General features: G+C 75.3%; 9 protein-coding genes. 2 read left to right on the plus strand and 7 right to left on the minus strand.

The features are described from left to right. Positions 1–2: 2 nt before the first annotated feature. The 5 genes from ACGF7U_RS26790 to ACGF7U_RS26810 form a co-directional block, all read right to left on the minus strand. Entirely contained in the window at positions 3–1505 is a 1503-nt protein-coding gene (locus tag ACGF7U_RS26790) for a B12-binding domain-containing radical SAM protein (RefSeq protein WP_393111206.1), read from the minus strand. Positions 1506–1679: 174 nt separating this feature from the next. Further along, positions 1680–2885 carry a macrolide family glycosyltransferase gene (locus tag ACGF7U_RS26795; RefSeq protein WP_393111208.1) on the minus strand — a complete coding sequence of 402 codons (1206 nt, stop codon included), beginning with the start codon at positions 2883–2885 and terminating at the stop codon, positions 1680–1682. 254 nt (positions 2886–3139) lie between these two features. After that, positions 3140–4006, minus strand: coding sequence for a class II fructose-bisphosphate aldolase (locus tag ACGF7U_RS26800; RefSeq protein WP_393111210.1), 867 nt, complete (start codon positions 4004–4006; stop codon positions 3140–3142). Next, positions 3984–4931 carry a 1-phosphofructokinase family hexose kinase gene (locus tag ACGF7U_RS26805; protein WP_393111212.1) on the minus strand — a complete coding sequence of 316 codons (948 nt, stop codon included), beginning with the start codon at positions 4929–4931 and terminating at the stop codon, positions 3984–3986. The genes ACGF7U_RS26800 and ACGF7U_RS26805 overlap by 23 nt, the downstream gene beginning before the upstream one ends. Further along, complete coding sequence (locus tag ACGF7U_RS26810) at positions 4928–5827, minus strand: SIS domain-containing protein (protein WP_393111214.1); 900 nt, start codon at positions 5825–5827, stop codon at positions 4928–4930. The genes ACGF7U_RS26805 and ACGF7U_RS26810 overlap by 4 nt, the downstream gene beginning before the upstream one ends. Before the next feature lie 154 nt (positions 5828–5981). Between ACGF7U_RS26810 and ACGF7U_RS26815 the strand changes: the two genes are divergently transcribed. Then, on the plus strand, positions 5982–6767 hold the full coding sequence (locus ACGF7U_RS26815) for a DeoR/GlpR family DNA-binding transcription regulator (protein WP_393111216.1): 786 nt from the start codon (positions 5982–5984) through the stop codon (positions 6765–6767). Positions 6768–6824: 57 nt separating this feature from the next. On the opposite strand, the gene wrbA is transcribed toward ACGF7U_RS26815, so the two are convergent. Further along, entirely contained in the window at positions 6825–7457 is a 633-nt protein-coding gene (wrbA, locus tag ACGF7U_RS26820) for an NAD(P)H:quinone oxidoreductase (RefSeq protein WP_393111218.1), read from the minus strand. Positions 7458–7504: 47 nt separating this feature from the next. Next, positions 7505–10774 carry a BTAD domain-containing putative transcriptional regulator gene (locus ACGF7U_RS26825; RefSeq protein WP_393111220.1) on the minus strand — a complete coding sequence of 1090 codons (3270 nt, stop codon included), beginning with the start codon at positions 10772–10774 and terminating at the stop codon, positions 7505–7507. Positions 10775–10885: 111 nt separating this feature from the next. Here ACGF7U_RS26825 and ACGF7U_RS26830 point away from each other — a divergent pair, with 111 nt between their 5' ends. Next, positions 10886–12100 carry an MFS transporter gene (locus ACGF7U_RS26830; protein ID WP_393111222.1) on the plus strand — a complete coding sequence of 405 codons (1215 nt, stop codon included), beginning with the start codon at positions 10886–10888 and terminating at the stop codon, positions 12098–12100. Positions 12101–12132: the final 32 nt, after the last annotated feature.

The following is a 12132-nucleotide window of genomic DNA, read 5'->3' on the forward strand; positions in this document are numbered from 1 at the left end:
GCTCAGCCGACGGTCGCCGCCCAGGCCTTCTTGGCGTTCTTCCAGGTCGGAGAGTTGACCTCGTCCCAGGCGCGGTGGCGCAACTCCTCCAGGACCTCCGCCGGCACGAGGGTGCCGGTCATGTTGGCCCGGTAGATGTTCATCGTGTCCGGGTCGAAGTCGGGGCTGATGTGCCCGCCGGCGATCGCCATGTCGAACAGGGGCGCGCCGGGCAGCGGCACCACGAGGAAGAAGTTGGCCGCGTCCAACCCGTAGGAGACGTGCTCCTTGGCGAGCCGGATGGTCGTCTCGATCTCCTCCAGCGTCTCGTCCGGGTACCCCATCATGTAGTTGCCGTAGATCATGAAGCCGTACTCCTTCATCGCGATGATCAACGCGCGGAGGTCGGCCTTCTCGATGTTGAGCTTGTTGCTCGCGTACTTGCGGATGATCCGCAGGTTGCCCGACTCGAAGGGCATGTTGATCTGCGTGAAGCCCGCCTGCTGCATCGCCTCCAGGACCTCGTGGTCGGGCTTCCAGCGCTTGAGCAGGTGGATCAGGTTGATGCCGTTGAGGTCGCAGATGGTCACCCCGGCGCCCTGGATCTTCTTCAGCAGCCGCAGGCCGCGCCGCTTGTCCCCCAGCAGCGAGTCGTCCTCGATGAACACGTTGTCGACGCCCAGGCTCTTCAGCGTCTCGATCTCCGCCAGCACCCGCTCGTCCGACTTGACGCGGAACTTGCCGATCGGCCCGCTGGGGCTCCCCTCCTGCTCGCCGGCGATGTGGCAGTACGCGCAGTGGAACGGGCAGCCGAGCGAGGTCATCATGGTCGCGTAGCGCAGCTCCGCGCCCGGCTCGAAGAGGCCGGAGTGCGGCCGGGCGATGGTCCAGTAGCGCTCGTTGGGCAGCAGGTCCCAGGCCGGCATGGCGAGGGTGTCCAGGTCCCACACCACGTCCTGCGCGCGCGCCGGGTTGACCCGGATCCGGCCGTCGTCGGGGAAGGCGACACCGTGGATGTCGGCGAAGCTCGGACGGGTCGACCGCCGTACGGCCTCGACGATGTCGATGATCGTGTGCTCGGCCTCGGACAGGCAGACCACGTCGAAGCCGGCCCCGAAGAACTGCGGCAGCCGCGACCGCGCGTTGACCCCGCCGGAGACGAGGATCTTCTCCGGGAAGGCCGCCCGGATGAGCCGCGCGCAGTGCAGGACCATCGACTCCTGGTCGGTGAAGATCGACGTGATGCCGACGATGTCGTGGTCCCGCACCACGTCCAGGATCCGCTCGTCGCTGACGCCGGTGCGGAGGAAGCCGCTGGGCAGCGGCGTGGGGTTGGCGAATATCTCGTCGAGCGGGTCGTCGCCCTCGCCGACGCACGCGTCGAAGACACGGACGTGCACGCCGTGCTCGCGCAGGGCTCCACCCAGGTTCGGGTACGCGAGCGAGCCGTTCGGCTTGCACACCGTGCCGGGCGCGGTCTGGTTCGGCGGGTACAGCAGCAGCACGCTGACGTCACGAAGACCCATGACCGGATACTACCTACTTTTCAAGTGATTGGACAAGGCGCACGCGTGGATGGCCGCCTCCGGCACAGCAGCTTCAAGTGGGCGCGACGCCGTGCGGCCACACACCCCCGGGCAGCGACCATCCACGCCGGACGCCGGCCGATCCGGCACCGGAGCCCGGCGGCGCGGGCGGGATCAGGGGGCGGTGCGCTCCAGGTACGCCTCGACCTCGTCGGCCGCCCGGACCGGCCCGCCGGCGGAGAGGACGTCGCGCTGCATCCGGCGGACCCGCTCCCGCAGTGCGGAGTCGGCCGCGAGCCGCTGCACGACCTCGCGGATGCCGGCCGGCTCGACCTTCTCCGGCGGCAGCACGTGGCCCAGGCCCAGCTCGACCACGCGCGCCGCGGACGGGGCGGCCTCGGTCGCGAAGTGCGGCACGAGCGCCAGGGGCACGCCCGCGGCGAAGGACTCCAGCACGGCTCCGGTGGTGCCGTGCGTCAGGCACGCCGTGGCGTGTGCGAGGACCGAATGGAACGGGATCCACTGGTGCGCCTCGACGTTGGGCGGCAGCGGACCCAGCGCCGCCGGGTCGAGGAAGCCGCCGATCGCCATCACCACGTGCCAGTCGGTGCCGGCGAAGGCGTCCGCGCAGGCGCGGAAGAACTCGGGGTGCTCGTTGAACTGGTTGCCCAGCGAGACCAGCAGCACCGGCGCGCCCGGCCGCGGCGGCTCCCAGGCGGCCTGGCCGTCGCGGCCGGTGAGGGTGGGACCGACGAAGGCGAACCGCTCGTCGAACGTCTCGGCGAAGGGCTGGAACGACTTCGGGAGGAAGACGATCGTGAGCCCCTCGATCTCGTCCCAGTACTCCTTGACGGGGGTGTCGACGCCGTACCGCCCGAGCAGGTCGACCAGCACCGAGTGCACCGCCTCGACGTCGGCGGGGTGGCGCTGGCCGTTGCTCTTCCACAGCTCCTTGAAGAGCGAGTAGTGCTCGTTCGCCGCGAAGCCGCCGGTGAGGCGCACGGCCGGCAGGCCCCACGCGGTGGCGAGCAGTCGCCCCGCGATGAACGGGAACACGTCGTAGACCACGAGGTCGGGGCGGTCGTCGCGCAGCGCCTGCTCGGCGGCCCGCAGGATGGCCACGTTCTCGCGGACGTAGACCAGGTGCAGCTGCGTCTCGGCGTCCTCCCGCTTGACGACCTCGGGCACGTGGAAGGTGTCGAACTCCGACTTGTACAGCACCACCTCGGCCCCGGCGGCCTTGACCTCGTCGGCGAAGAGCGCCGTCGTCACGTACGTGACCCGGTGCCCGCGGCGGGCGAGCTCGCTCACCAGGCCGAGCGACGGGTAGACGTGGCCGTGCCCCTGGACGTTGACGAAGAGGATGTGACGCTGGCGCATGGGCTCACTCCCGGCTGGTCGTCTCGGCGTCGTCGACACCGCGCGTGCACGGCGGAGCGGCAGCTCCACCGGGATCTGACCGTGTCCGCCGACAGCGGGGTCAGCGGACACGATGGGGGCCAAGGCTTTAAACATATATAGCACGATGCCCAGCGGGTCGCTACGCCCGGAGCGCCGCCGGCGTCGCGGCCCGACGCGCTCCGCGCCGGACCGTCCACGATCGACCGGCCGCCGCATCGCCCGGCCCCGGTGGCTCAACCGCGGACGGGCGTCCCCGACGGCTCCGGCAGCACGGCGAGCAGGTCCGCGACGGCGACGGTCATCGCCTCCCGGCCGGCGCTCAGGTAGCGCCGCGGGTCGACCGAGTCGTCGGCGGCGAGCGCCGTCCGGACCGCGCCGGTGAACGCCACGTTGAGTGCGGTCCCGACGTTGACCTTGACGATGCCGTTGCGGACGCCGGCCCGCAGCTCGTCGAAGGGCACGCCGGACGATCCGTGCAGGACCAGCGGCACCGGCACGGCCTCGCGCAGCGCCACGATCAGCTCCTGGTCCAGTGCCGCCGTCCGGGTGGTCATGGTGTGCGAACTGCCGACGGCGACGGCGAGCGCGTCGACGCCCGTCTCCGCCACGTACCGGGCCGCCTCCCGCGGGTCGGTGCGCACGCCCGCGAGGTGGGCGCTGGCCGGCGCCCCGGGCTTGCCGCCGACGTGACCGAGCTCCGCCTCCAGCCACAGGCCCCTCTCGTGCGCCCAGTCCGCCGCCGCGCGGGTGGCCGCGACGTTGCGGTCGTACGGCAGCGCTCCGGCGTCGAACATCGCCGAGCTGAATCTGGCGTCCACCGCCTGGCGCAGCAGCGTGACGTCCTCCACGTGGTCGAGGTGCAGGCCGAGGGGGACGGGGCAGAGGCGCGCGACCTCGGCCGCCACGGTGGCGATCGGCAGCACCCCGGCGTGGTAGCGCACCGCGTTCTGGCTGATCTGCAGGATCGCCGGCCGGTCCGCGGCGGCGGCGCCGGCCGCGATCGCCTGGGCGTGTTCCAGGGTGATGACGTTGAAGGCCAGCACGGCGGTGCCGGCGGCGCGGGCGGCGGCGACCAGTTCAGCGGTGGCGGCGAGCGGCATCGGTGACCTCCTCGACGGTGACGTGGGTGAGCAGCCGGTCCGCCGTGGGGGCGTCGAAGTCGCCGGCGCACGGCGACACGACGGCCGCGGCCGACACCGCGGCGGCCTGGGCGAGGGTCGACGACCACGGCTGGCCGGTGGCGAGTCCCCGGGCGAGGACGGCGGCCAGGGCGTCGCCCGCGCCGGTGGGGTTGCCGAGGACGGTCTCCGGCGCGCGCGCCTCGTACGCGGTCTCGCCGATCACGGCGACGAAGCCCGCGGCGCCGCGGGTGACCACCGCGGCCGCGGCTCCCAGATCGCCCAGCCGGTGGGCGGCCGAGACCGCCTCCGCGCGGGTGCGGGGCGGGGCCCCGACGAGATCGGCGATCTCGTCGGCGTTGGGCTTGACGAGGTCGGGGCGTGCGGTGAGCGCGTGGCGCAACGTGGCCCCCGCCGCGTCGACCAGCACGACCGCCCCGGCGGCGTGGGCCGCGACGGTCAGGTCGCGGTACGCGGTGACCGGCACCCCGGGCGGGCAGCTCCCGGAGAGCACCACGACCTCGGCGGACGCGACGGCGGCGGCGAAGCGCGCGGTGAAGGCGGTCCATTCGGCGGCCGTGACGACGGGTCCGGGTTCGTTCAGGACGGTCGCTCCCGCCGGGGACACCACGGTGACCGTACGCCGGGACTCGCCGGCGACGGCGGTGAGGTCGACCGGAATGCCGGCGTCGCGCAGCTGCTCCCGGATGCTCTCGCCGGTCGTCCCGCCGGCCAGGCCCAGCAGCCGGGTCTCGACGCCGAGCCGGGACAGCACGCGCGCCACGTTCACGCCCTTGCCGCCGGCCCGGCTCCGCGTCGTGATGACCCGGTGCGACGCGCCGGGAACCAGCTCGGGCACCGTGTAGGTGACGTCGATCGCCGGGTTCGGGCACACCGCGACGATCACGGCCGGCCCGCGCTCGCCGGCAGCACGACGGACCGGGCGAGGTGGCGCGGACGGTCCGGGTCGAGGCCCTTGCGGGCGGCGAGCGCGACGGCCAGCCGCTGCGCGGCGACCAGCTGCGCCATCGGGTCCGCCGGGGAGTGGACCACCATGGCCCCGGTGGCGGCGACGTCCTCGCGCAGGCCGTCCGGCGCCGGCCCGAGGATCCACACCGCCGAGTGCTCGTCGGCGACGCTGACGGGTCCGTGCCGGTACTCCATCGCCGGATACGACTCCGTCCACAGCTGCGCGGCCTCGCGCAGCTTCAGGGCCGCCTCGTGCGCCAGGCCGACTGCCCAGCCGGTGCCGAGGAAGGTGAACTGCCGGCGGTCGAGCAGCGCCGGGTCGACGGCGGTGGCCAGGACCGCGCGGGCGTCGTCGACCGCGGTGCCGAGGCCGGCGCCGACGGCGCAGCGCCACAGCGCGAGCGCCGTCGTGGCGAACCGGGTCTGCACGACCGACCGCTCGTCGGCGAAGGCCAGCACCAGCGACCGGTCGGCCAGCCGCGTGGCCGCCTCGCCCGCGACGGCGGTGACGACGGTGGACCGCCGACCGGCGGGGAGGTCGGCGAGCAGCCGGAGCACCTCGGTGGTGGTGCCGGACCGGGTCAGGGCGACGACCCGGTCGTAGTCGCGGTGGAGCGGGAACTGCGAGGCGGCGAAGGCGTCGGTCTCGCCGCCGGCGGCCTCGCGCAGCGCGGCGAAGCACTGCGCCATGTACAGCGACGTGCCGCAGCCGACGACCGCGACCCGCTCACCGGGTGCGGGCAGCGCCGCGGCGACGGCGGACGACCGGGCGAGGCTCTCGGCTCGCGACCACAGCGCCGGCTGCGATGCGATCTCGTCACTGATGTACGCCATTTTGTGCCACCTCATGCAATATTAGTGCCACAACCTTGCAGCTTATTGCAGGACGCTACGACGCGGGACGGCACCGGTCAAGGGCGGGCAGGCCCCGGCGGGCAAGCCGTTAGGGTTACCCGCTGGGTGCGTCCAGGGACCGGAGTGCGCGACGATGAACCGCTACGAACGGTGGAACAAGCTGCTCGAGATGCTGGCCGAGGAGGGCCAGCTCGACATCGAGACGACCGCCGCCGCGCTGCGGGTCAGTGGCGCGACGGTGCGCCGCGACTTCGACGAGCTCGCCGCGCAGCAACTGGTCATCCGCACCAGGGGCGGCGCCGCCGCGAGCAACGTCACCTACGACCTGCCGCTGCGCTACAAGGCGGGCCGGCACGCGCCGGAGAAGCAGCGCATCGGCGCGGCCGTCGCCGCGATGATCGCCCCGCACTCGACCGTCGGCATCAACGGCGGCACCACCGCGACCGAGGTCGCCCGCGCCCTGGCGCTGCGCGCCGACCTGGCCGCCGACGGCCGCACGCCGGCGCTCACGGTGGTCACCAACGCGCTCAACATCGCCAACGAGCTCATCGTGCGCCCGCACATCCGGGTGGTCCTGACCGGAGGGACGGCCCGCCCCCACTCGTACGAGCTGATCGGTCCCATCGCCGCGACGATGCTCGACGGGGTGGCGCTGGACGTCGCCGTGATCGGCGTGGACGCGGTCGACCACCGGCACGGGGCAAGCGCCCACCACGACGGCGAGGCCGCCATCAACCACACCATGCTGGCCACGGCGTCCCGCGCGATCGTGGTGGCGGACGCCTCCAAGCTGGGGCGCCGCGCGTTCGCCCGGATCTGCCCGGTCGCCGAGATCGACACCCTGGTCACCGACACCGGCGCGGCCGACGAGCAGGCCCGGCTCTTCACCCAGGCCGGCGTGACCGTGGCGCGGGCCTGACCCGGGCGGGGCCCCGGCCGCCGGGGCGCGGCCGGGGCACCACCTGCCGACGTCGGGTCAGACGCGGGCCCGCAGCTCCGCCAGCGCCGCCGCCGTGCGGGCGAGCCGGGCGCCCTGGTGGCGGGCCGCCGCCAGCACGGCCTCGACGTAGCCGGGGTCGCGGGCGGCACGGCTCTCCACCAGGCTCACGCCGTACGGGTTGCCGCCGGCGGCGTGACAGAGGTCGTAGTCGAGGTAACCCGTGGGCAGCACGATCGACCCCCAGTGGTGGAACGTCTGGTAGAGGCTCAGCAGGGTCGCCTCCTGGCCGCCGTGCTCCTCGTAGCTGGCGGTGAAGCCGGTGGCGGGCTTGTCGGCCAGCTCCCCCGCCTGCCAGGGGGCGGTGGTGGTGTCCAGGAACTGGCGCAGCTGGGAGCAGACGTTGCCGAACCGGGTCGGCGTGCCGAAGGCGTACCCGTCGGCCCACCGCAGGTCGTCCAGGGTGGCGACGGGGATGTCGGCGGTGGCGTCGAGGTGGGCCCGCCACTGCGGCTTGGCGTCGATGACGTGGTCGGGGGCCAACTCTGCCACCCGGCGCAGGCGCACCTCGGCGCCCGCGTCGGCGGCGCCGTCCACGAACGCCTGCGCGAGGCGGTGCACGGTGCCCGTGGCGGAGTAGTGGATGACGGCGATCCTGGTTTCCGGCCGCATCGGTGTCTCCTTTCTCGGCTCGGTTTCCTCCACCGTGCCGAGCGGACTTACCGTGCGGTGACGGTGCGCTGACCGTCCCCCGTCACCGCCGGGTCGTCGGGGTCCAGCCGCACGCCGCGCCCCACTTCGGCGGCGTAGTCGTCGGCGCCGAGCGCCGCGCGAACGCGCGCGGTGATCCGCTCCACGTCGTACCGCTCCCCGGCCGGCAGCGGCACCCCCGCCGCCTCGCGCAGCGCTCCGGCCACACCCAGCAGCCGGGCGGCGCGCCGATGCTCGCCGGCCAGGCTGGCGGCGCCGGCCAGGCCCTCCACGGCCAGGGCGACGGCCCGGCGGTCCCCGGTTGCGCGCGCGGCGTCGAGGGCCGCGCGGTGGTGGCGCTCGGCGGCGGCGGCGTCGCCCCGCTGCTCGGCGATGAATCCCAGCTCCGCCAGCGCGAGCGCGCAGCCCGGCAGGTAGCCGGCCCGGCGGTTCCAGTCGAGCAGGTCCCGCTGGCGTGACTCGGCGGCGTCGAGGTCGCCGCGCCGGCGCGCGATCATCGCCAGGCCGGTGCCGGCGAACGCGGCCGCGGGCCGGTTCGACTGCTCCTCGGCCAACCGCAGCGCACGCTCGTGGTACGCCACGGCCTCGTCGTGGTCGCCCGCCAGCAGCGCCAACCGGCCGAGGCTGGCCAGTTGCCGGGACACCGACGCCCACAGCCGCAGCTGCTCGGCGATGCGCAGCGCCTCGCGGTACGACGCCCCGGCGGCCGCGTAGTCGCCGCGGATCTCGGCCAGGGTGCCCAGCAGGCTCATCGAGTGCGCCTGCCCCCAGGAGTCGCCGAGCTGCGTGAACAACGACCGGCTGGTCTCGCAGTCGTGCTGCGCGGTCGACAGGTCACCCTGCACGAGCGCCAGGTCGACCCGGGTGGCCAGGGCCGCCGCGATCCCCCACCGGTCGCCAACCGCCCGGAACGTCGCCAGCGCCGCGCCGGCCAGGCGCGCGGCCTCGCTCGCGTCGCCGGAGCCGCGCAACGTGAACGCGAACAGCCACTGCGCGAACGCCCGGCCCTGCGCGTCGGTGTCCGCGTACCGGTCGAGCACCCGCTGTCGCGGCGCGGCCGGGTCGCCGTCGCGGGTGGCGATGGCGGCCAGCCACATCGACGCCCGCAGCCGCAGCGCGTCGGGCGCGGTGTCGCCGTCGCCGGCCGGCACGGTCTCCAGCGCGGTCCGCAGCGCCGGTCCGGCCTCGCGGAGGCGGCCCCGCACCAGCCGGTACCAGGCCAGCGAGGTGGCCACCCGCAGGCCCAGGCGCGCCCAGCCGTGGGCCGCCGCGGCGTCCAGCGCCGCCCGCAGGTTCGCGGTGTCGCTGTCGAGTTCGCGCAGTGCGGCGTGCTGGTCGTGCCCGCGCAGGCGCGGCGCGGTGTCGTCGGCGAGGCGGGCGAAGAACTCGGCGTGCCGGCGGCGCGTCGCGACGGTCTCGCCGGCGCGTTCGAGCTGCTCCGCGCTGTAGGCGGCGACGGTTTCCAGCAGCCGGTAGCGGCGCGGGTGTTCGCCGTGTCGGACGCTGACCAGGGAGCGGTCGACCAGCCGTGCCAGCACGTCGAGGACGTCCTCGGGCGTCACCTGCCCGCCGGCGCACACCTGCTCGGCGGCGGGCAGCGTGGCGCCGTCGGCGAAGACGGCCAGCCGCCGCAGCACCGCGCGTTCGCGATCCGACAGCAGCTCCCAGCTCCAGTCGATGACGGCACGCAGGGTCTGCTGGCGCGCCGGCGCGGTGCGCCGACCGGACGACAGCAGCCGGAACCGGTCGTCGAGCCGGGCGGCCAACTCCGTCAGGTCGAGCGCCCGCAGGCGGGACGCGGCCAGCTCCAGCGCCAGCGGTACGCCGTCGAGGCGCCGGCAGATCGTGGCGACGGTCGCGGCGGTGCCCGCGTCGAGGGTGAAGCGCGGCTCGACGGCGCGGGCGCGGGCCAGGAACAGCCGTACGGCGGGGGCCCGCGCGACCTGCTCCGCCGTCGCCCGCGGCTCGGGCAGCGCCAGCGGCGGCACCGGCAGCGTGACCTCGCCGGCGACGCCGAGCGGCTCGCGACCGGTCGCCAGGAGCCGCAGCTCGGGGGCCGCACCGAGCAGCCGCTCGGCCAGGTGGGCGACCGGCACGACGACGTGCTCGCAGTTGTCGAGCACCAGCAGCGTCCGGCGGTCGCGCAGCGCGTCGACGAGCCGGTCGGTGGCGTCCCGCGACCGGTCACCCGGCATGCCCGGCGCGCTGTCCTCGCGGATGTCCATGGTGTCGGCCACCGCGTCGGCGATCTCCGCGGCCGCCGCCGGCTCGGCGCGTGCCGGCTGGCCGGCCAGTTCCACGACCCAGACCCCGTCCGGGAACTGGTCGGCGAGGGTACGGGCCGCCTCGACCGCCAGCCGCGTCTTGCCCACCCCGCCCGGGCCGGTCAGGGTCACCAGCCGCTCCCCCGCCAACCGCTCGCGTACGGCCTCGACCGCCTCGCCGCGTCCGATCAGCCCGCCGTGCGGCCCGCTCGACGCCGGGGCGGGCAGGTTGCTGCGGGCCCGGGGCGGCGGTGCCGCCCGCGGTCGCAGGGTGGGGTCCTGGCGCAGGATCGCCCGGTGCAGTTCGACCAGCTCCGGGCCCGGGTCCAGGCCGAGCTCGTCGCGCAGGTCACGGCGGAACCGCTCGTAGGCGGCCAGTGCCTCGCGCTGGCGTCCCGAGCCGTAGAGCGCGCGCAGGTGCGCCACCCGCAACCGCTCGCGCCACGGGTGCTCGCCCACGAGGTCGGCCAGCTCGCCGGCGAGCAGGGTGTGCTCGCCGAGCGCGAGCCGGGCCTCGGCGAGGTCCTCCAGCGCGGTCAGCCGCTGCTCGCCGAGCCGCTCGACGGCCTGGCGCGCGAACGGCTCGTCGGCGAAGTCGGCGTACGCGGGACCGCGCCACAGGGCCAGCGCCTCGGTCAGCAGGGTGACCCGCCGCGCCGGCTCGGACTGCGCCCGCGAGCGCGCGAGCAGGGCGGCGAAGCGCCCGGCGTCGACGGCCTCGGCGGCGATGCGCAGCCGGTACCCGGCGTCGCCGGACCCGACCAGGTCCCGCCCGCCGGGCTCGGCGGTCTCCAGCGCCCGGCGCAGCTGCGACACCTTGGCCTGCAACGCCCCGAGCGCGTTGCCGGGCGCCTGTTCGGCCCACAGGTCCTCGACGAGCCGGTCGGCGGACACCGGACGTCCCTCGTGCACCAGCAGGTCGGCCAGCAACGCCCGGACCTTCAGGCCGGGCACGGCGACGGCGGCGCCGGTCGACGTCCACACCGCCAGCGGGCCGAGCACCCCGAATCGCACCAGGCAACGGTAGCCGGCCGGGGGCGCCGCGCCGGCGCGGGTCAGCCGACGGTCAGTCGACGGTAAGTGGCGGCGCCAGGCTGGACGCGACCCCACACCAAGGAGCGTCTCGTGACCAGACTGCCGCACCACGCGGATCTCCGTACCGCCACCACGCCTGCGCGCCGGGTGTCGACGCCCTGGCTCGCGGTGCTGGCCGGTCCCCTGTCCTTCGGGATCGCCGCACCGGCGCTGATCGTCGACGACGTCGCGCGGGCCCTGGACGTGGGCCCCGGCGGGGCCGCCCTGACCGTCACCGCGTTCGGCTGGGGCATCGCGCTGGGCACCGCGCTGCTGGCGGCGCTGCTGGCCCGCCGCGGCCTGCCGGTCCTGCTGGCCGCCTCGGCCGCGCTGCTGTCGGCCGGCACCGTGCTGATCGTCCTCGCCCCGGCCCTGCCGGTGCTCGTCGCCGCCGCCGCGGTGCAGGCGCTGGGCTCGGCCGGGCTGACCGTCGCGGCGATGAGCCTGGCCGACTCGGCCCGCCGGATGGGCGTGGCCACCGCGTCGCTGGCGGTCGTCGGCGCCACCGGGCCACTGGTCGGCGCGCTGGTCGCCGACGTGCTCTCGTGGCGGGCCGCGCTCGCGCTGCCGCTGCTGTCGGCGCTGGCGGTGCCCGCGGCCCGCCGGGGCGGTGCCGCGCCGGTGCCGGCGCGGCCGCGCTTTGACGGGCTCGGCATGCTCCTGCTGGCCCTGCTCGTCACCGCGCTGGTAGTCGTTCCGCACCGACCGCTGGCCGCCGGCCCGGCCGCCGTCGCGCTGCTGCTGCTCCTGGTCGCCCGGGTGCGCTCCCGGCCCGACGGCGCCGTGCCCGCCGCCGTGGCGGGCAACGCCCGGTTCCTGGCGGCGTGCGCGCTGGCATTCGCGCTGGGAGTGGTCAACTTCGCCCTGCTGTACGCCGCGCCGGACCTGCTGCACCGCCACGCGGGTTGGACGAGCGCGCGAACGGGGGTCGTGCTGCTGGCGCCGTACCTCTTCGGCGGTCTCTGCTCGGCGTTCCTGGTCGCGGCGTCCGCCCGGGTGTCGCCGCGCGCGGTGGTCGCCGCCCTGCTGGCCGCCGGCGTCGCCGCGCCGCTGGTGGCCGCCACCGCTACCGCCGTACCGCTGCTGCTGGCGGCGATGGCCACCGCCTCCCTCGCCGCCGCCACCGGTCAGGGCGCTCTCGCCGTACGCGCCGCCGCGGTCGTCCCCGCCGCCCACCGGGCCGAGGCGCTGGGCCTGCTCACCGTGGCCTACCTGCTCAGCGTGGCGTTCGGCCCGGCGATCGCGGTGACGCTCACGCTCCCCTGACGCATGACCGACCGGAATGCGACCGCCAGCCC

Source organism: Micromonospora sp. NPDC047670 (assembly GCF_043204915.1).
GTDB lineage: Bacteria > Actinomycetota > Actinomycetes > Mycobacteriales > Micromonosporaceae > Micromonospora.

What these genes read in the sequence shown, in the direction of transcription:
- ACGF7U_RS26790 (WP_393111206.1), bottom strand. Translation starts at nt 1,505, where the DNA reads ATGGGTCTTCGTGACGTCAGCGTGCTGCTGCTGTACCCGCCGAACCAG.
- ACGF7U_RS26795 (WP_393111208.1), bottom strand. Translation starts at nt 2,885, where the DNA reads ATGCGCCAGCGTCACATCCTCTTCGTCAACGTCCAGGGGCACGGCCAC.
- ACGF7U_RS26800 (WP_393111210.1), bottom strand. Translation starts at nt 4,006, where the DNA reads ATGCCGCTCGCCGCCACCGCTGAACTGGTCGCCGCCGCCCGCGCCGCC.
- ACGF7U_RS26810 (WP_393111214.1), bottom strand. Translation starts at nt 5,827, where the DNA reads ATGGCGTACATCAGTGACGAGATCGCATCGCAGCCGGCGCTGTGGTCG.
- ACGF7U_RS26815 (WP_393111216.1), top strand. Translation starts at nt 5,982, where the DNA reads ATGAACCGCTACGAACGGTGGAACAAGCTGCTCGAGATGCTGGCCGAG.
- wrbA (WP_393111218.1), bottom strand. Translation starts at nt 7,457, where the DNA reads ATGCGGCCGGAAACCAGGATCGCCGTCATCCACTACTCCGCCACGGGC.